Source organism: Cupriavidus sp. MPR-AND1C, assembly GCF_058809705.1.
The window spans coordinates 1-18600 of record NZ_JBXASU010000061.1; the positions used below are offsets into that span (position 1 = coordinate 1).

Sequence of the window (18600 nt, forward strand, 5' to 3'; positions counted from 1 at the left end):
GGTGGGTGCTGGGGCATGCAGCACGTAGACTGTATGGATATACAGTGTCGCCGGAGATTGCGGGATTCGCAACCGCTACTTGAGAGCGATGACGCCAAGATGACGCCAGAAAAGAAAAAAGCCCTTGAAGTTCAAGGGCTTAGATCTAATTAATGGTGCGAAGAGAGGAATCATAAAGTGCCGTCAATCCATTAAGACACAAGGCGTTGTGGTTGATTTTGGCGATTCATACCCCATGCCATACCCCCAAAATTCTTCGATACCTATGGGGCTGGGCATAGAAGTGAGGCTGGAGACACTCGTGCGGCGCTCGGATAGACTGTGCCTTGTTGTCAACTGATGGCAAACAAGGCCCCAACAATGAGCTATCCAGCAACCATATAGCAAAGTCATCGTGCGATATTCCAGACTTCAAGATCTAGATCCAGCCGCCGAGGGCGAGCTGGCTATTAGCCTGTGCCATTTCTTTCAGCCTCTTTCGGCAAACCAGGTGAGAGCAATGCTGGGCAAGTCGGTGACGGCTGGAACGCTTCAGCCCTTGTCGATAGCTGACTTCTTTGAGTGGTCCCAGAAGGTCTCGCAGAAGGACTACCATCCCGAGATGTTCAAGGTGAAGGAGACTGTCCGGAAGTTGGTTAACTCCGGTGTATTGGTCGACGCAGGTATGGCGGCAGGCTCCCCCTTCTTCGCGAATTGCTACTACACCTTTGTTGAGTTAAGTTCGTTGGCTGCGAAGGGTACGCTTTGGATAGGGAAGAGCCTGGGAGCGAAGTACGTAGGCAATCGGATTCAGCAGGCTCTCGTCCAGGTGCTTGGTACTACCGCCGAGGGCGATGAGGCGGTGGGGTCCGCCGTGCACGTACTGCCAGGCGTATTGCTGACGTGTGCCCACGTTGTGGACGACATGAAGGTTCACGATACTCTGACAGTGGCTGGGCAGCGAACTGAGGTTAGGTCTATCCACTCTGCCCCTGACGTTGACGTCGGGATTATTCGGATCGAACCTGTGCCTGTAGCACTGCCAGACATCGCGCTCCGACCCGCCGTGCCTTTGGAGGAGATTGTTGTCGCTGGGTACTGGTGACGGAATCGGCGGCTTGATTCGCGTGCGGGGAATCCGCCCGTCTGAAGCGAATGCGTTTGCAAACACTTGTAAACCGTGGGCATTTCGCTATACTGCAGTTGTCCTCGAAACAACGAGGGCCGGGTTTGGCGACCTGAAAGATCCAAGGCGGACAACCGCGCCTAGCGGTTTTTTTTCGTCCGCATGCGCTCGCGCGCGCCTTCTATGGCGGGCCGGGCGGGGCAGCCTTCGGGCTGGCCGGTCTCCTTGGACGCCGGTTCGCCAACCCCGCCGTCAGGCCCGCCGCCCTTCCCTTATCGAAGAACGGCAGGCTTTCCATCCCCGGATGCAGGAGGTCGCGATGCCGAACACCCACAGCGCTCGATTCGAGCAAACTCAAATTCTGGAAGTGAATACGCCGGCTCGCAGTCCGTCCGTCAGGCGCGCAGACGCGGCCAAGCGCTGCCAGGTCGAACAGATCGCCCGCCTTCCATGGGCACGCCACCTCTCCCGCCTCCTGGGCGCCGCGCAGCAAGACGGGTCGATCCAGAGCTATGACTGGGCACCGGGCACCCGCCGCTGCGTCTTCGAGATGAAACTGACCATCGCCACTATCGCCGGACCAGTGTGCGGCATCCTCGAATGTGTCCGCGGCGCGCGGGTCACGCTGATCTTCACCGGCTGTCTGGAAGCGATCGCGCTGACAGGACTGTTTGACACGGCTTGGTTCCCTGGCCAGCCCGGGCAATCGAGGACTCTCGGCAGTGCTCGGGGCGTGGAGATACTCGGCCGGCGCAGAAAGGAAGTGGTGATCAGATTGTTGCGGGTACACGGCTGTAAGGCGGACTTTGACCTCAGCAAGGATGAGTGCGGCCAAATCGAGATGATCGTATGGGGAGAATCGAGCCAAGCGCAAACGCACCGCCACCCGCAGCAAGAGGTAGAGCAACTGGTGCAACAAGAGGTCGCGCAGTTGCCAGATATGCGTGGGAAAAGCTGTTTCCCGGCGAGCCGATGCCAAAGAAGAAGGGTCTCACGCGGGCCACTCTCGAACAGATCGACCGAGAGATTGAGCAATTCGCCGCGACTGTCGGCATCGGTCGTATCGTCAAGAGAACGTTGCCAACGACGGCGGGAAGCTATGTCCCGCTCGGGATGGTCGAGAATCCAAAGTACGCAAGATTCATCGCCTTCGCTGACTGCTCAGCAACGGTGTAATCTGTTACCGCCGCGCCTAGATCGGCCAATCGAAAACCGGGCACCCTACCTGGCTGGCGCGGCTCCTCAACAGGGTATGCACCTAGGGAGTGCGTATGAACGGCGAACCGTTCCTGCAGGAACTTGAAACAGTATTCGGAAGGCCGCGAGATCAGTGGGCTATCGACCAATGGCGCGAGGCTGCAAAGAGTTTGGCTGATAGCGCCGCTATGTACCAACTAGTCGCAGACGCTCTTAGGCGGGAGCGGGATGAGGTAGCGAAGCGAATGGCGGTCGCGGTCGCGCTGGCAAACTGGACGCCTCCGCCTAAGCCAAGGGGCAGGCCCCGGGGATCTCGGAAGATCGATGGCGCCGGGATAATTGCATTGACAGATAAGATCGACCAAGAGGTGGCGGAAGCCCGTGCCCGCGGCGAGAGATCGAATCGAAAGCTCGTCGTAACCAGGGTGTTCGCGAGGCTGCTTGAGGAGCAAGGGCGACGGAAGGGGCAGGCTGCAGTAAAGGCGGATGCCCTATGCAAGATCCTATCGAGACATGCCCCAAGGAATCGCAATAATTGATCCGCTTTTATGCGATCAAGCAATCCATATAGTGAATCCATGCAAACGCCAGCGTTGCATGGAAACGGTAGCAAAACCGCCATGCAATGCCCAACCAGCCAAGGAGGCAAAGCATGGCAACCACAGAAGCATCCCAAGTCCCCTTCAACCTGCCTTTGGTAGGCCACAGCCGTTGGAAACAGATCGAGCCATTCCTCGGGGTGAGCCGGGAAAGGTGGCGTCAACTGAGTATCTCTGGGAAGGCGCCAAAGCGAATCCGCTTGGGCGAACGCTGCACCGTATGGAACAACAGTGAAGTCCACCGCTGGCTCCAAGATCCCCTGAACTATCAGGCAGACTGAGGGGGCGGCAATGCAAGATTCCGACAAAAAAGCTGCAGCGTCCCCTCAGGGTGCAACCGCGGCTCAAATTTCTGAACACACCGAGTCTAGCGGAAACAGCGCGGCCGCTCAACGGAGCCGCGTCCTGGCCGCGTTGCGGACCCATGGCTCGCTCACGACGCTCGAGGCCCGCCGCCGCCTGGATTGTCTACATCCCGCGGCACGGGTGATGGAACTCCGCAACCTCGGCTACCTCATCAGTACCGTCTGGCAGTGGGATCACACGTCCGAGGGCGCTCAGCACCGTGTGGCGCGTTATTGCCTACTGTCCGAGCCTATGCGGGAGGCCGTATGAACGTCCTCGAACGCGAACAGCGCATCCATTCGCTGGCGACCCAAATCGAGGCCAGCCAGGACCGGGACGAGCGGCGCCGCATCTTCAAGCAAATGGCCGAGCTCATCCGCGGCCGCTCTCCCGATGTCGTCGCGAGCATGGAACTGGCGCGTGGACTCGTCCCTGGGGCCGCGCCTGCATACGGTCGGGGGAAATAATGGCAGCCTACACAGAACAGCCAACCACCCCGCGCGCTCGGTATCGCAAGATCGAAGTGCGTATGTGGGGCGACGAGAAATTCCGTGCCCTCAGCCCGATCGCGCCCAGCGGGCAGGCTCTGTGGATATTTCTGCTGACCGGACCGCACACCGGCCCCATTCCAGGGGTCTTTCGAGCCGGCCGCGCAGCACTTGCCGAGGAACTCGATTGGCCTCAGGAAGCCTTTGACGAAGCCTTCCGGGAAGCCTTTCAGCAAGGCATGGTGAAAGCCGACTGGAAAGCCAAGGTTGTATGGATTCCGAATGCCATCAAGTGCAACAAACCGGAGTCCCCGAACGTGGTCAAGTCCTGGCCTGCTGAGTGGACTCAGATCCCCGAGTGCGACCTCAAGCGCGAAGCCTTCGAATCCCTGGAAGCCAATATCTGCGCGCTTGGAGAGGCTTACGGGAAGGCTTTCGGAGAGGCTTTCGGGAAGCCTTCCCCAAAGGCTATCGGGAAGACATGCGGGAATCAGGAGCAGGAACAGGAACAGGAGCAGGAACAGGAAGTAATAAACCCATTGTCGGGCAAGCCCGACGCCTTCCCTCCGAAGCAGCAAAAAACCCCGAAGGTAGAGCCGTTGACCGAAGAAGTTGAGACCGTTCTCGCACACCTCAACGAGTGTACAGGCAGACGCTTCCGGTTGGCGCCGGCGAACACGAAGCTCATTCGCTCCCGCCTGGAGAGCGGCGTCACGGTTGCGCAGTGCAAGGCTGTGATCGATGCCAAGGTACGGGAATGGAGGGGCGGCACCATGGAGCAGTACCTGCGCCCCGAGACGCTCTTCGGCGCCACGAAATTCGAGCAATACCTCGGGCAACTGGGTACGACCGGCGGCCAGCGGCCCGTGAATGGCCACGACGCCCGTTTCGAGAACTGAGGAAAAGCCATGAACTGGAACGAAATCTCGAGCCGCCTGGCGCTGGAGGCAGAAGCGATTGCCGGCATGCTGCTGCCGAACGGCAAGCGCCAGGGTCCCGAATGGGTCGCCGGCAGTGTCGACGGTGAGGCAGGCGACTCGCTGAAGGTCCGCATCGCCGGCAACAAGGCCGGGGTTTGGAAGGATTTCGCCGCGGGCAATGGCGGAGACCTGATCGATCTGTGGGCAGCGACGCGCGGTTTAAGCCTCAAGGAGGCGTTTGAGGCGGCGCGTGGCTACCTCGGTATAGTCGAGCCCAAGTTCGCGGCTCCTAGGCGGGTCTATTCGCGTCCTACGCGCCCTCCGGTGACCAAACCAGCCGGCCGCGTGCTCGCATACCTCATGAACGAGCGAAAACTGTCGCTTGAGACGATCCAGGCCTTCAAGGTGGGTGCGTCCAAGGATGACGACACGATAATCTTCCCGTACCTGCGCGACGGCGAACTGGTCAACGTCAAGCACCTGGCGCTGCAGCGTGACCCCGCGGGCAAGAAGAAGACCTGGCAGGCGGCCGATGCCGAGCCGTGCCTGTTCGGCTGGCACCTGATCCCGGACGCCGCCAAGGCGGTGCTGATCACTGAGGGCGAACTCGACGCCATGAGCCTGTACGAGTACGGCGTGCCGGCCCTGTCGATCAACCAGGGCGCCGGCAATCACCAGTGGATCGACTCGGATTTTGATCGCCTCGAGCGGTTTCAGGAAATTTGGCTGTGGTTCGACAACGACGAGCCTGGCCAGAAAGGCGCGCGCGAGGTCGCCAACCGGCTGGGTCTGGACCGCTGCCGGATCGTGAAATTCCGCCTCAAGGACGCCAACGAGGCGCTGCAGCAGGGCGTGACAGACGAGGAAATCACCCAGGCGCTGGACGCCGCGGAGCGTATCGAGCCCGCAGACCTGCGCACGCCTGACGCTTATCTGGAAGAAGTGCTAGCGCTATTCCGCGACGGACCGGTGAATGAGACGGGCGCCACCTTGCCGTGGCCGGCATGGTCGGACCGCGTTCGCTTGCGCCCCGCTGAATTGTCGATCTGGACTGGCATCAACGGCCACGGCAAGAGCGATCTGCTGGGGCAGGTGATGATCAACCTCGTGAACCAAGGTGAGCGCGCCTGCATCTTCTCCGGCGAGATCAAGCCAGCGAAGTTGCTGCGCCATCTTGTCATTCAGGCCTGCGGAACGTCGGCGCCAACAGATGCATTCGTCCGCGCTGCCAATGTGTGGCTTAGCGGTGCAATTTGGCTCTATGACCGTGTCGGTAGCGTCGACCCGGACAGCCTTCTGGAGGCCTTCCGTTATGCCGCCAAGCGCTATCGGGTTACTCACTTCGTGGTCGACTCGTTGATGAAGTGCGGTATCGACGAGGACGATTACAAGGCCCAGAAGGCGTTCGTCGACCGCCTATGCAACTTCAAGAACGAGTTCGACGTGCACGTGCACCTGGTCGCGCACCCGAGGAAGGCCGAAAACGAGGACAAGGCGCCCGGCAAGCTCGACGTGAAGGGTACTGGGGTGATTTCTGACCTGGCAGACAACGTCTTTACCGTCTGGCGGAACAAGCGCAAGGAGCTGCAGGACTCCCCGGACCAGGCCGAAGAGGATGCGCGGATCTACTGCCACAAACAGCGCGCCACTGGGTATGAGGGCGCCCTGCGCCTCTGGTTCGACCCGAATAGCCTGCATTTCCGGCAGCGCTCGGACTGGCGGCCGAAGCCCTATTTCGAGTTTCAGGGCCACGCGGCGGCCGAATACCCAACTGAAAGGAGCGGCACATGAACTGCAAACCCGGTGACCTGGCCATCATCGTCGGCAGCCACCTCTCCGATGACCCCGACATCGGGAAGATCGTCAAGGTCATCGAAGCCATCCCGGGAGGCGGGGAAGCTTGCTGGGGCGTGGAGTGCAGCGTGCCGATGCTCGTGCATTTCCCGTCCGGCGAGGTCGGCTACGCCTGCGACGCCACCATTGCTGACCGCCATCTTCGCCCCATAAGAGGCGCGCACCCGACCGGGTTTGACGGCGGGCAGGTGCTCCACCAAGTCGAATCGATGCTGCGCCAGTAGCGTGCAATTTTCAGAGGGAAAACAGAAAAATGCGCTTCAAACCCGGACAATCCGGAAACCCGGCAGGCAAGCCGAAGGGCGTGAAAGACAAGCGCACGGCGCTTCGCGAACTCCTGCAGCCGCACGCCGCCGATCTGGTGCGGAAAGCGGTGGAGCTGGCGACACCACAGCGCTGAGGATTTGCGTCGATCGCATCATCCCAGCAGTGAAGGCGAAGGACGCGCCGATTAGCCTGAGCGGCCTGTCTGGCTCCCTGGCGGATCAGGGGCGCACGGTCCTGGATGCCTTGGCCGCGGGCGAGCTAACGCCGGATGAGGCCAATGCCGTGATGGGCGTGATCTCGGCCCAGGCGCGAATCATTGAAGTCGACGAACTGGAAAAGCGCATTGCTGCGCTGGAGGGAAGAAACGATGGCAACCAACATCAAGACGCGCCTTGAGCGCCTGGAACAGCAGCAGGGCGGCGGCGAGCCGTTGATCGTCCAGATAAATCGATTCGATGACGAGCGCCGCTACACCGGGGTGTCTGTCAGCGGGCAGGTCAGGCACTGCGAACCCGGGCAGACCGCAGCCGAACTCGAGGAGCAACTTATCCAGGGCATCGAGCGCCAGAGGCGCCCCGGGATCTTCGTCGTCCGCCAGGTCTGAACATCATGGAGAGCACAATGCAATTTCATACAGCCGTCAAACCAAACCACGAGATCAGTGCTGCGCTGTTGCGCGCCAGCCAAGACGAGATTGCCCGGGCGATGGCAACCCATCGCCGCCCGATGCTCAAGTTCTCTGGCGGCAACTCGCCCACACCATAGGCAACAAGGTTATCGGAGCTTGTTTCCCTTTTCCGCGAGCGCCGCGGTGCAGTGCATACAGTCAAGAGACCCCATGCCGTAGGTGTAGTGCCGCGGAATATCGGCGCCCTCGGCCCGGAGATACGCAAATACGTCGTCCTTCGACCAGTTCCAAATCGGCATCAACTGCGTACCGCCATTGTTCGGGTCCACCAACCCGTTAGTGATTGGCGGCCGATGCGCTTCGCTCTCGCGCTCACCCCGTATTACGAGGTCGGCGCCCAGTTCCTTGACCTTGTTTTGCATCGGAAGCCATACGTTGTGCCAGCAGCAATCGAGAAATGAATGCAGCTTGAAGCGCGGCGCTGCGGGTTGACAGGCTCGCCCCACAGCAGTCGCAGCCCAAGGCACGACATCCGATGGAAACGTCTGCTCGACGGCATGCGCGCGAAGGTACCCAGGCCCAAGCACCTCCACGAAGTGGGGAACGAGTTCGCGAATGCGCTGCATCTGTTCAATCGTTTCGGGATAGGGGTCTCCGGGATTGGCCCACAACACTGTCAGACGGTCCCAATACGGGCGCAGCAAATGCAGACAAGCCAGACTATCCTTGCAGTTCGATGGCTTCGGGATTGAAGCCGCTGCGCTCATTCAAGAGCGTGGAGGCGAGCCCGCGGAAGCCATGGCCAGTCTGTTTGCCCTCAAACCCCAGGCTTTTCAATGCCTTGTTGATCGTCTCGCCGGAGATGGGTTGCTTGCCAGGGTCCTTTGTGCCGGGGAAGAGCAGGGCATACCGGCCGGAAAACTCCTGCAGTTCCTTCAAGAGCGCGATGGCCTGGCTGCAAAGGGGGACGACGTGCGGTTGGCCGGTAGCCTTCTGCGTAAGGGTGCCTTTCATACGTGCAGATGGCACGCGCCAGACTCGCGCGTCCCAGTCAATCTCATCCCACCGCCCCCACCGGAACTCGTTGGTGCGCAGGAAGGTCAGGATCATGAGTTTGATGGCCAGGCGCGTTTCGGGTGCGCCCCGGTAGCCGTCGACCATCTCGAGCAGGCGTGGTAGCTCTGCCTCGGTCACGCGCGGGTAGTTTTTCACTGGGGGCTTGGGCGCCAGGTGCTCACGCAGGCCGGCTGTCGGGTCCCGGTCGGCTGCACCGATGGCGCTGGCATGCCGGCAGATACCGCCACAGCCCTCGAGAGCTTTGAGTGCGATGTCATGAGCGCCCCGGTGCTCGATCTTGCGCAGCATGGCTAGGACCATAGGGCCCGTGATTTCGGCGACGGGTCGCTTGCCGATTTGCGGGAAAACGTCCTTGGTGAGGATCGCGGTCATGCGCTTGTTGTGACTGGAACTCCACCCCTTGCGCTTGATGGCCAGCCATTCCTCGGCGACCGCCTGGAAAGTGTTCAGGGCCGCCGCCGCAGTGGTTTGCTTGTCGATCTCGCGCTGCAAGGCTGGATCGGTACCGCTTGCCAGAAGGCGCTTGGCCGCAGCCCGTTTTTCCCTGGCTTCAGAGAGGCCGACGGCAGGGTAGTCCCCAAAAGTGAGCAGATTCTCTGACTTGGTTCCGGGTCGTTGATACCGCAGCCGCCATTTTTTTGCGCCGCTGGGCAGCAGTTCCAGGAGGAGGCCTGCGCCGTCCCGGAGCCGATTTCCACCGTCGCCGCCGTACTTGGCCTGGCGGCACTGCGCATCGGTCAGGGGAAGAATTCGCTTGGGCATCCGGGGCTCCGTGAGCTCATACCCCAAAAACTATACCCCATACCCCATACCTTACCCCAAAAAAAAGTGGTGAATGCTGGGCAAGGTTTGCAAACGCTGGGCAACAAAAAACCCAGAGAGCCTTACGCTGTCTGGGTTTTTGGGCAATGCTGGTGAACCTTTGCAAATCTTATGGTGCCGAAGAGAGGAATCGAACCCCCGACCTTCTCATTACGAATGAGCTGCTCTACCGACTGAGCTACTTCGGCCCACCATCCGTCAACAACTGGATGAAGCCCGCAATCATAGCAGCGTTTTTTTTTGCTGTGAAGCCCCGGCGAAAGAATTCTGCCGGGAGTCCCCGTGGTTATTCAGGCGGCGTCGTTGGCGGGCAGTGGCGCGGGTGCCGCGCGATGGCGGAACCGGAGCAGGTAGGCCACGCTGAGCGCCGCCAGGAAGGGGATGCCGGTGATCAGCGTCATGCGGAAGGCGTCGGTGAGCAGGGTGGTCAGCATGATGGCCAGCATCATGCCGGCGCCTAGCAGCGTGAGCAGGGGGAAGCCGCGCATGCGGAAGGCCAGCGGGCGGTTGCCGGCGGCGGCCCATTGGCGGCGGAAACGGTAGTGGGTGACGAAGATCATGAACCAGGTGAAGAGGGCGCCGAACATGGAGATGGCCATCATCAGCAGGAAGGCGTTGCCCGGGTAGAAGACGTTGAGGCCGGTGGCCAGCGCAATGCCGATGCTGGAGAGCAGCAGCGCGCGCACGGGGATGCCGCGCTTGCTGACTTCGCCGAAGCTGCGCGGCGCCTGCCCGGCGCGCGCCAGGCTGAACATGGTGCGGGTGGTGATGTAGAGCTGGCTGTTCATGGCGGACAGCGCGGCGATCAGCACGACGAAGTTGATGATGGCGGCGGCGCCCGGCACATGGATGGCTTCCATCACCTGGACGAAGGGGCTTTTCTGCGCGCCGGCCTGGTTCCAGGGGACGATGGCGAGCATCAGCGCGAGCGTGAGCAGATAGAACAGGCCGAGCCGGATCATGGTGGAGCGGAAGGCTTGCAGCACGGCGCGCTCGGGGTCCTGGGCTTCGCCGGCGGCGACCGCGATCATCTCGATGCTGAGGTAGCTGAAGATCGAGACGATCACGGCTACCCACATGCCCCACAAACCGTTTGGCAGGAAGCCGCCGTGCGCCGTGTAATGGTGGAAGCCGGCGCCGGCCGCGCCGCTGCCAGTGCTGCCGGGCGCGCCGAAGACGATGTAGGCGGCCACCAGGATAAAGGCGACGATGGCGACGATCTTGACCATCGAGAACAGGTACTCGACGGCGCCGAAGATGCCTACGCCGACCAGGTTGATCAGGATCAGCGCGGCGGAGAACGAGACGATCCAGAACCAGGCGGGCACCTGCGGGAACCAGTACCCCATGTAGAGCGCCACGGCGGTGACTTCGGTGCCGACCGCGAGCACGATGGAGGCCCAGTAGGCGTAGCGCACCAGGAAGCCGGCGAGCGGGCTGACATAGTGCTCGGCATAGGCGCCGAAGGAGCCGGAGGTGGGGTGGGCTACCGTCATCTCGGCCAGGCAACCCATCAGCAGCAGCGTGACCAGCGCGCCGATGGCATAGCTGAGCAGCACGCCGGGGCCGGCGAAGCCGATGGCAAAGCCGCTGCCCATGAACAGGCCGGTGCCGATGGCGCCGCCAATGGCGATCATGGCGAGCTGAGCGGGTTTGAGGCTGCGGTGCAGGCCTTGCTCGCGCTGGACGATTTGCTGGAAGCCTGCGCTTGCGTGGCGTTGCCCGTTTCCTTGTTCCATGTCTCCTCCTTGGTTTGCCCGCCGCCCGTGCCGTGTCGGGCATGAGCGGCGTCATTTGTGGCTGGTCGTTTGTTGCTTGTCGTTTGTTGATTGTTGCTTGTCGTTTATGACTTGTTATCCCCAAGCCCGAAGAATGCCGCTGCATTGGCGCCCAGCAGCTTGCGGCGCGCCGCGTCGGCAAGATCGGTTGCGCGGATCAGCGCGCCGACCTGTTGCTCGCCGAGGGGATAAGGGTAGTCCGAACCCAGCATCACGCGGTCCTCGCCCATTACGTCGACCAGCAGCTTGAGCGCGCGCGGGTCGAACACGGCGGAGTCCACGAAGAAGCGGTTGACATACGACGAGGGCGGGTGCGGGCAGTCCTCGCGCACGATGTCGCGATGGCGCCAGGCGTTGTCGATGCGGCCGAGCAGGAAGGCGAAGCTGCCGCCGCCATGCGCGAAGCACAGCTTGAGCGAGGCCGGGATGCGCTCGAACGCGCCGGACAGGATCAGCGACAGGATGCCGAGCTGCGTTTCCGCCGGCATGGAGACCAGCCACGGCAGCATCCACTTTTTCATGCGCGGGGCGCCCATCATGTCCCACGGGTGCACCAGTACGGCAATGCCTTCGTTGGCGCAGTGGATGAGGAAGGTGATCAGGCCTTCGTCGTCGAGGTCGCGCTCGCCGAGGTGGTTGCCGATCTGCACGCCGACATGGCCACCGGCCTTGGCGCGCGAGGCTTCGCGGCAGGCCGCGTCGATATCCTGCAGCGGCACCTGGGCCAGCGCCTTGAGGCGCGCGGGACGGTGCGCGCAGAGTTCCAGCGCGTAGTCGTTCATGCGCTGCGACCAGGGCACCGCGACGTGCGCAGGATAGCGGTAGCCGAACATCACGGGCGTGGCGCACATCAGCTGGATGTCGACGCCGCAGCGGTCCATTTCCTCGATGCGGCGCGCGGGGTCCCACAGCGCGGAGTAGACCGGGCGGAACGGCTGGTCGCCGGTCATGATCATGGCCGTGTCAGTGCCATTGGCCTGCAGCCAGGGCGCGGCGACGGGGTCAAGCGCCGCAGCCTCCTGGCGGCTGATGGGCGGGAAGAAGTGGCTGTGGATATCCACCACGCTGTTGGCGCTCATTCAGGGTCCTTGCTGGCCGGTGCCGGTGCCGGTGCCGGTGCCGAGGCCCGGCCCGGATGCACCGTGCCGCATTGCCCGCAGCGGCGCAGTGCTGCGTTGTCGTAAAAGCCGGCAAACAGCGGCGGCAGGTCGGTGACGATGCTCTTGAGCTGCACCTCCACGCGGTACACCAGCGCGCTGCACGCGGGGCAATACCACTCGAAGCCGTCCACCACGCCTTCGGGGCGCTGGCGCTCGATGACCAGGCAGCGGCTGTCAGCCTCGGGGCGTTGCGGGGAATGCCGCACGTGCGCGGGCAACAGGAAAATGTCGCCCTCCTTGAGGTCCACTCGCTCGCGCTTGCCACGGTCCATGATGTCCAGCCAGGCATTGCCCTTGAACTGGTAGAAGAACTCTTCGAGCGGATCGTCATGGAAATCCGTGCGCTGGTTGGGGCCGCCCACCACCGTGACGATGGTGTCGGCGTCCTGCCAGACCTGCTGGTTGCCTACAGGCGGCTTGAGCAGGTGCGCGTGCTCGTCCAGCCAGCGCGGGAAGTTCAGGGGCATGCCGTAGATGAACATGGCGCGAGTCTCTTGTGGGGGTGAGGTTGCGGTTGCGATGTCGGGCGTGTCGGCGCTTCAGCGCGGCAGCGGCTGGTAGGCCACGGCCTTGATCTCGATGAGCAGATGCGGGTGTGGCAACTGGTGCACGGCCACGGTGGTGCGGGTCGGGCCGTCGTAGTCGAAATACTCGCCGTAGACCTCGTTGTAGCCGCCGAAATCGTTCATGTTGACGAGAAAGGTGGTGATCTCCACCAGGTCGGACAGATCGCAGCCGACGCTTTGCAGGATCTCGCGGATATTGCCGATCACGGCGCGGGTCTGCTCGTGGATGTCGAGCGCGGTCACGCCCATGGCGTCGGCGCTGGCGCCGGCAAAGCTGTTGTCCGCACGGCGCGAGCTGGTGCCCGAGACGAACAGGAAGTCGCCGGCCCGCTTCACGTGCGGGAAGCGGCCGCGCGGGGTGGCTTTGCCGGTCAGGACTTTGGAAAGCGTAGTCATGCGTGGTCTCCGGTTGTCAGCGTATGCTCAGTTCGACTTGCCCCAGCCCGCTCACGCGGGTGCGCACGTGGCAGCCGGGACGCAGCGGCTCGGCCGCGGTGGCCGCGCCGGCCATGATCAGCGAGCCGGCCGGCAGCACCATGCCGGCCTGCGCCAGCAGTTGCGAGGCCTGCACCAGCGCGCGCAGCGGGTTGCCGAGGATGGCCGCGGTGGTGCCGAGTTGCGCCGCTCGGCCGTCGATCTCGAGTTGCACGCCGCGGTTGGCCAGCGCGCTGTCCGGGCGCGACCACGGCCCCACCACCAGCGCGGCGGACGAGCAGTTGTCGGCGACCACGTCGGCCAGCGAGAACTTGAAGTTGCGATAGCGCGAGTCGATGATCTCCATGGCCGGGGCCACCGCCTCGATGAAGCCGCCGGCATCGAGCAAGGTGAGCGGGCCAGCGATGTCGCGCGCTGTCAGGAAGCATACCTCGGGCTCGATGCGCGGATGGATAAAGGCATCGAGCGCGAGCGCGGCGCCTTCCTCGCACAGCATGGCATTGGTGAGCTGGCCCCAGATCAGGCTGTCCACGCCCATCTGGACCATCTTGGCGCGGCTGGTGAAGCCGAGCTTGATACCGATCGGTTGCTCGCCGCGCGCGTGGCGCAGCGCGATGGCGCCGGCCTGAATGGCGTAGGCGTCTTCGATGGAAAAGGGCGTGGCGCCGCCCAGCGGGTCGATGGCTTCACGCTGGCGCGCGGCGTCGTCGAGGCGGGTGGCGTATTGGATAATCTGCTCGGCAATCATGCGGCACTCGCGATCGGGTTGTTGGTGGGCTTGCCGGTGGGATTGGTGGCCGGATTGGCGGTGGGATCGCGCTGGCGCAACAGGTCCAGCGCCACGTCCACGATCATGTCCTCCTGTCCGCCGACCATGCGGCGGCGTCCGAGCTCGACCAGGATGTCGACGGTGGCGATGCCGTAGCGCGCGCTGGCAGCCTCGGCGTGGCGCAGGAAGCTGGAGTACACACCGGCGTAGCCAAGCGCCAGCGTTTCGCGGTCGACGCGCACGGGGCGGTCCTGCAGCGGCCGAACCAGATCGTCGGCGGCGTCCATCAGCGCGTGGAGGTCGGTGCCGTGCGCAATGCCCGCGCGGTCGATCGCCGCGATAAAGACCTCCAGCGGCGCGTTGCCCGCGCCCGCGCCCATGCCGGCGAGCGAGGCATCCACGCGGTCGCAGCCGTGCTCCAGCGCCACCATGGAATTGGCCACGCCAAGCGACAGGTTGTGGTGGGCATGCATGCCGGTTTCGGTGGCAGGATCCAGCACTTGCTTGAACGCATCGAAGCGCTCGGCCACGTCGCGCATCGACAGCGCGCCGCCGGAGTCCACCACGTACACGCACTGCGCGCCGTAGGATTCCATCAGCCTGGCCTGCTGCGCCAGCGCCGCCGGCGTGGTCATGTGCGACATCATCAGGAAGCCCACGGTATCCATGCCGAGCTTGCGCGCGTACTCGATATGCTGGCGCGAGATGTCGGCTTCGGTGCAGTGGGTGGCGACGCGCACGGTGCGCGCGCCGGCGTCGTAGGCGGCGCGCAGGTCGTGGATGGTGCCGATGCCGGGCAGCAGCAGCGTGGCCACGCGTGCGTGCTTGAGCTGCGCTGCCACCGCGGCGATCCATTCGAGATCGGTGTGCGCGCCAAAGCCGTAGTTGAAGCTCGAGCCATTGAGGCCGTCGCCGTGGGCCACCTCGATGCTGTCCACGCGTGCCGCGTCCAGCGCCCGGGCGATGGCCACGGCTTGCGGCAGGCTGTATTGATGGCGAATGGCGTGCATGCCGTCGCGCAGCGTCACGTCCGACACATGGACTTTCTTCATGGTCTTGCCTGCGGGATGTTGTGCTGCGGTCATTGCGTTGCTCCTTGCGCACGCGCCAGCTTGTGCCTGGCCACGCGCTCGGCGGCGGCCAGCGCGGCGGACGTCATGATGTCGAGATTGCCGGCGTAGGCCGGCAGGTAGTGCGCGGCGCCTTCCACCTCCAGGAACACCGAGACCTTGAGGCCGGCCAGGCGGCCGATGCCCGGCAGTGTGAGCGGGCACGCCGGGTCGATGCGCTCAAACTGGACTTGCTGCTTGAGCCGGTAGCCGGGCACATAGGCGGCCACCTGCGCCACCATGCGCTCGACCGAGGCGCGGATGGCGTCCTGGCCGGCATCGGCCGCGGTCAGGCAGAACACGGTGTCGCGCATCAGCAGCGGCGGCTCCGCCGGGTTCAGCACGATGATGGCCTTGCCGTGCGCGGCGCCGCCCACTTGCACGATTGCGTTGGAGGTGGTCTCGGTGAACTCGTCGATATTGGCGCGCGTGCCCGGGCCGGCCGAGCGGCTGGCGATGGACGCGACGATTTCGGCGTAGCTCACCGGCGCGACTTGCGACACGGCACGCACGATGGGAATCGTCGCCTGCCCGCCGCAGGTGACCATATTAAGGTTGGGCGCATCGAGGTGGGCGTCCAGGTTGACCACCGGCACCACATAGGGGCCGATCGCCGCCGGGGTGAGGTCGATCACCTGGATGCCGTGCTTTTGCAGCACCGCGTTGTGATGCATGTGGGCGCCGGCCGAGGTGGCATCGAAGGCCACGCGGATGTCCGCGAAGCCGGGCATGCCAAGCAGCCCCTCGATGCCTTCATGCGTGGTGGGCACGCCGAGGCGCTGCGCGCGGGCGAGGCCGTCGGAGGCGGCGTCGATGCCTACCATGGCGCCGACTTCCAGGTGCTGGCCGTGGCGCAGGATCTTGATCATCAGGTCGGTGCCGATATTGCCGGAGCCGATGATGGCCGCGCGCAGGCGCGTCCGGGATGGCTTGCTCATGCTCATGCGGATAGCTCCTTGTTGGCCGGGGCGAAGCGCGTGGACAGGCGTCCCAGCCCTTCGATCTCCAGGTCGAAGACGTCGCCGGCGGCAACCGGCACCATCGGGCCCAGCGCGCCGGTCATGACGATGTCGCCGGCTTGCAGCGGACGGCCCACGCGCACCATGGTGTCGGCCAGCCACAATGCGGCGTGCAACGGATTGCCCAGGCAGGCGGCGCCGGCGCCGAGCGAGACCTGTTCGCCGCGGCGCGCCATCACCATGCCGCAGCCGATGAGGTCCAGGTCCGCCAGCTTGACGGGGCGCGAGCCGAGCGCGAACAGGCCGCTGGATGCGTTGTCGGCAATCGTGTCGGCCAGGCGGATATCCCAGTTGGCCACGCGGCTGCCGACGATCTCCGCAGCGGGCAAGGCGTAGGCGGTGGCGCGGATCAGGTCGGCGATGGTGTGACGCTCATGCGCAAGCGGATGCGCCAGCACCAGCGCGATCTCGGCTTCGATCCTGGGCTGCAGCACGCGGCGCAGGTCGATCTCCTCGCCCTCGGCCACGGCCATGTCGGCGAACAGCATGCCGAAATCCGGCTCGCCCACGCCCAGCTGCTGTTGCACGGCGCGCGAGGTCAGGCCGATTTTGCGGCCCACCAGGCGGCGGCCTGCGGCGAGCCAGCGCTGCGTGTTGATTTCCTGCACCTGATAGGCGGCCCGCGGACCGGTTTCGCCGATCAGTGTGCGCACCGGCGCGCACGGCGCATGCCCGGCATGCGCCTGCCACAGCAGGTCGGCGGCGGCGCGGATGGCGGCGTCGGCGTTGGATGGTTGTTGGATCTCGTTCGTCATGGCTCAGAGCTTGATGCAGATGTTCGCCACTTCCGAGTAGAAGTCGAGCGAGTGGCGGCCGCCTTCGCGGCCCAGGCCCGAGAGACCGACGCCGCCGAAGGGCGTGCGCAGGTCGCGCAGGTACCAGGTGTTGACCCACGTCAGGCCCACGCGGACCTGGCGCGCCACGCGGTGGGCGCGTGTCAGGTTGGTGGTCCACAGCGCGCAGGCCAGGCCGTAGGCGCTGTCGTTGACGCGGGCGATGACTTCCTCTTCGCTGTCGAACGGCGCGATATGGCAGACCGGGCCGAAGATTTCCTCGGTGACGCAGCGCGCGCTGTCCGGCAGGCCGGTCCAGATGGTGGGCATCACGTACGCGCCGTCGTCGCGCGCATCGCCGAACACCGGCACCTTGCCGCCGCAGACCACGGTGGCGCCTTCTTCCACAGCGAGGCGGAAATATGACTCCACCTTGTCGCGGTGGCCGCGCGAGATCAACGGGCCCATATCCACGCCATCGTCGCCGGGGTGGCCGAGCTTGAGCGCCTGCGTGCGCGCCTTGAGCGCCGCCACGAAGGCATCGAAGATCGGCCGCGCGACAAACACGCGCTCGGAGCACAGGCAAACCTGGCCGGCGTTGGTAAAGGACGAGCGCAGCACGCCCGCCACCGCGGCGTCGAAATCGGCGTCGGCGAAGACAACCGCGGCGTTCTTGCCGCCGAGCTCGAAGGAGATTTCCTTCACGCCGTCGGCCACCGCACGCATGATGGTGCTGCCGGTCCTGGACTCGCCCGTGAACGTGATGGCGTCGATGCCATCGTGGCGGGTGAGGAACTCGCCGGTGGAGCCGCCGCCGAAGCCATGCAGCAGGTTGAACACGCCGTGCGGCACGCCGGCCTGGTGGATGACCTCGGCCAGCAGCGCGGCGGAGGCCGGGGTTTCTTCCGATGGCTTGGCCACCACGGTGTTGCCGCACGCGAGCGCGGGCGCCACCTTCCAGGTCAGCAGCAGCAGCGGCAGGTTCCACGGCGAGATGATGCCGACCACGCCCACGGGCTTGCGCACCGTGTAGTTGAGTGCGCCCGCGCCATCCGCCGTGGGCGTCTCGTACAGTTCGTTGCCGGCAGTCTTGGCGAGGTCGGCGAAGGTGCGCAAGTTGGTGACGGCGCGCGCCACGTCCAGCGTGCGGGCCTGGTGCTCGGGGCGGCCGGTGTCTTCCACCTCGGCGGCCACGAACGCATCGAAGCGGGCTTCGATGCCGTCGGCGATGCGGTGCAGCAGCGCCGCGCGCTGTTGTACGTCGAGTTGTCCCCAGGGGCCTTGCAGCGCGCGCCGCGCGGCTTGCACCGCGCGGTCCACGAGCGCCGCATCGGCTTCGCACACGTTGGCGACAAGGTGGCCGTCGACCGGGCAGGTGTCGGGAAAAGTGCCGGCGCTGGCGAGGAACTCGCCGTCGATGTAGTGCCGGATGAGTGGAATATTCTGCTTGGGCACGGGTTGGTCTCCGTGCTGCGCGGGTTGGGGGAAGGGTGCGCAGCGAGGACCAGTATATGGAGCGCCCCCCGGCCTTGCATAATGAAGAAGAAAGCCCCCGGTATTCCAAAATGGCATGTCTGGAAGGGGCCAGGGTGGCCTGTTTCGCGGCGCTCAACGCGCTTGCGACAGTGCGGCGGCTTCGCGCAGGCAGGCGATGAAATGCGCGGCGGCGGGAGCCGGCGCGCGGGGCGC

At 64.3% G+C, this 18600-nt stretch carries 24 protein-coding genes and 1 tRNA gene; 12 read left to right on the plus strand and 13 right to left on the minus strand.

The features are described 5' to 3' along the window. The first annotated feature begins 499 nt into the window (after positions 1-499). Complete coding sequence (locus AC1RWI_RS26355) at positions 500-1084, plus strand: S1 family serine peptidase (RefSeq protein ID WP_492869764.1); 585 nt, start codon at positions 500-502, stop codon at positions 1082-1084. 202 nt (positions 1085-1286) lie between these two features. Here the strand turns inward: AC1RWI_RS26355 and AC1RWI_RS26360 are convergent, their stop codons facing one another. Then, entirely contained in the window at positions 1287-2084 is a 798-nt protein-coding gene (locus AC1RWI_RS26360) for a hypothetical protein (RefSeq protein ID WP_492869765.1), read from the minus strand. Between AC1RWI_RS26360 and AC1RWI_RS26365 the strand changes: the two genes are divergently transcribed. From AC1RWI_RS26365 to AC1RWI_RS26415, 11 genes are all read left to right on the plus strand, one after another. Then, entirely contained in the window at positions 2078-2281 is a 204-nt protein-coding gene (locus AC1RWI_RS26365; protein ID WP_492869766.1) for a hypothetical protein, read from the plus strand. The two genes, AC1RWI_RS26360 and AC1RWI_RS26365, sit on opposite strands and share 7 nt — an antisense overlap. A gap of 673 nt (positions 2282-2954) precedes the next feature. Next, positions 2955-3182, plus strand: coding sequence for a helix-turn-helix transcriptional regulator (locus tag AC1RWI_RS26370; RefSeq protein WP_492869767.1), 228 nt, complete (start codon positions 2955-2957; stop codon positions 3180-3182). 10 nt (positions 3183-3192) lie between these two features. Then, complete coding sequence (locus AC1RWI_RS26375; protein ID WP_492869768.1) at positions 3193-3516, plus strand: helix-turn-helix domain-containing protein; 324 nt, start codon at positions 3193-3195, stop codon at positions 3514-3516. Continuing rightward, positions 3513-3713, plus strand: a complete 201-nt coding sequence (locus AC1RWI_RS26380) for a hypothetical protein (protein WP_492869769.1) — start codon at positions 3513-3515, stop codon at positions 3711-3713. Before AC1RWI_RS26375 ends, AC1RWI_RS26380 begins: the two co-directional genes overlap by 4 nt. After that, a complete protein-coding gene (locus AC1RWI_RS26385; RefSeq protein WP_492869770.1) occupies positions 3713-4633 on the plus strand; it encodes a conserved phage C-terminal domain-containing protein in 921 nt (306 codons plus the stop codon). The genes AC1RWI_RS26380 and AC1RWI_RS26385 overlap by 1 nt, the downstream gene beginning before the upstream one ends. Positions 4634-4642: 9 nt before the next feature. Continuing rightward, positions 4643-6445: an AAA family ATPase gene (locus AC1RWI_RS26390; RefSeq protein WP_492869771.1), complete on the plus strand. Its 1803-nt coding sequence runs from the start codon at positions 4643-4645 to the stop codon at positions 6443-6445. Then, the gene (locus tag AC1RWI_RS26395; protein WP_492869772.1) at positions 6442-6732 is read left to right on the plus strand and encodes a hypothetical protein; all 291 of its coding nucleotides are present in this window, start codon (positions 6442-6444) and stop codon (positions 6730-6732) included. Before AC1RWI_RS26390 ends, AC1RWI_RS26395 begins: the two co-directional genes overlap by 4 nt. Before the next feature lie 29 nt (positions 6733-6761). Then, positions 6762-6908 carry a DUF5681 domain-containing protein gene (locus tag AC1RWI_RS26400; protein ID WP_492869773.1) on the plus strand — a complete coding sequence of 49 codons (147 nt, stop codon included), beginning with the start codon at positions 6762-6764 and terminating at the stop codon, positions 6906-6908. Between the two features lie 29 nt (positions 6909-6937). Then, positions 6938-7171 carry a hypothetical protein gene (locus AC1RWI_RS26405; protein WP_492869774.1) on the plus strand — a complete coding sequence of 78 codons (234 nt, stop codon included), beginning with the start codon at positions 6938-6940 and terminating at the stop codon, positions 7169-7171. Continuing rightward, entirely contained in the window at positions 7143-7379 is a 237-nt protein-coding gene (locus AC1RWI_RS26410; RefSeq protein WP_492869775.1) for a hypothetical protein, read from the plus strand. The genes AC1RWI_RS26405 and AC1RWI_RS26410 overlap by 29 nt, the downstream gene beginning before the upstream one ends. 17 nt (positions 7380-7396) lie before the next feature. Further along, positions 7397-7540, plus strand: coding sequence for a hypothetical protein (locus tag AC1RWI_RS26415; RefSeq protein ID WP_492869776.1), 144 nt, complete (start codon positions 7397-7399; stop codon positions 7538-7540). A gap of 9 nt (positions 7541-7549) precedes the next feature. Here the strand turns inward: AC1RWI_RS26415 and AC1RWI_RS26420 are convergent, their stop codons facing one another. The 12 genes from AC1RWI_RS26420 to AC1RWI_RS26475 form a co-directional block, all read right to left on the minus strand. Beyond that, positions 7550-8170, minus strand: coding sequence for a phosphoadenosine phosphosulfate reductase domain-containing protein (locus AC1RWI_RS26420; RefSeq protein WP_492869777.1), 621 nt, complete (start codon positions 8168-8170; stop codon positions 7550-7552). Then, positions 8124-9242, minus strand: a complete 1119-nt coding sequence (locus AC1RWI_RS26425; protein ID WP_492869778.1) for a tyrosine-type recombinase/integrase — start codon at positions 9240-9242, stop codon at positions 8124-8126. The genes AC1RWI_RS26420 and AC1RWI_RS26425 overlap by 47 nt, the downstream gene beginning before the upstream one ends. Positions 9243-9414: 172 nt before the next feature. Further along, positions 9415-9490 (minus strand) — tRNA-Thr (locus AC1RWI_RS26430). A 102-nt stretch (positions 9491-9592) separates the two neighbouring features. Beyond that, positions 9593-11041, minus strand: coding sequence for an amino acid permease (locus AC1RWI_RS26435; RefSeq protein WP_052494457.1), 1449 nt, complete (start codon positions 11039-11041; stop codon positions 9593-9595). A 104-nt stretch (positions 11042-11145) separates the two neighbouring features. Next, positions 11146-12159 carry an amidohydrolase family protein gene (locus AC1RWI_RS26440; protein ID WP_492869779.1) on the minus strand — a complete coding sequence of 338 codons (1014 nt, stop codon included), beginning with the start codon at positions 12157-12159 and terminating at the stop codon, positions 11146-11148. Then, positions 12156-12722, minus strand: a complete 567-nt coding sequence (locus AC1RWI_RS26445) for a 3-hydroxyanthranilate 3,4-dioxygenase (RefSeq protein WP_492869780.1) — start codon at positions 12720-12722, stop codon at positions 12156-12158. Before AC1RWI_RS26445 ends, AC1RWI_RS26440 begins: the two co-directional genes overlap by 4 nt. A 57-nt stretch (positions 12723-12779) precedes the next feature. Beyond that, on the minus strand, positions 12780-13202 hold the full coding sequence (locus tag AC1RWI_RS26450) for a RidA family protein (RefSeq protein ID WP_043344628.1): 423 nt from the start codon (positions 13200-13202) through the stop codon (positions 12780-12782). Between the two features lie 16 nt (positions 13203-13218). Then, entirely contained in the window at positions 13219-13989 is a 771-nt protein-coding gene (locus tag AC1RWI_RS26455) for a 2-keto-4-pentenoate hydratase (RefSeq protein ID WP_492869781.1), read from the minus strand. Beyond that, a complete protein-coding gene (gene dmpG / locus AC1RWI_RS26460; protein WP_052494458.1) occupies positions 13986-15095 on the minus strand; it encodes a 4-hydroxy-2-oxovalerate aldolase in 1110 nt (369 codons plus the stop codon). Before dmpG ends, AC1RWI_RS26455 begins: the two co-directional genes overlap by 4 nt. Continuing rightward, entirely contained in the window at positions 15092-16057 is a 966-nt protein-coding gene (locus tag AC1RWI_RS26465; RefSeq protein ID WP_492869782.1) for an acetaldehyde dehydrogenase (acetylating), read from the minus strand. Before AC1RWI_RS26465 ends, dmpG begins: the two co-directional genes overlap by 4 nt. Before the next feature lie 2 nt (positions 16058-16059). Then, a complete protein-coding gene (locus AC1RWI_RS26470; protein WP_492869783.1) occupies positions 16060-16893 on the minus strand; it encodes a 2-keto-4-pentenoate hydratase in 834 nt (277 codons plus the stop codon). A 3-nt stretch (positions 16894-16896) separates the two neighbouring features. Next, on the minus strand, positions 16897-18366 hold the full coding sequence (locus AC1RWI_RS26475; RefSeq protein ID WP_492869784.1) for a 2-hydroxymuconic semialdehyde dehydrogenase: 1470 nt from the start codon (positions 18364-18366) through the stop codon (positions 16897-16899). Positions 18367-18600 lie beyond the last annotated feature (234 nt).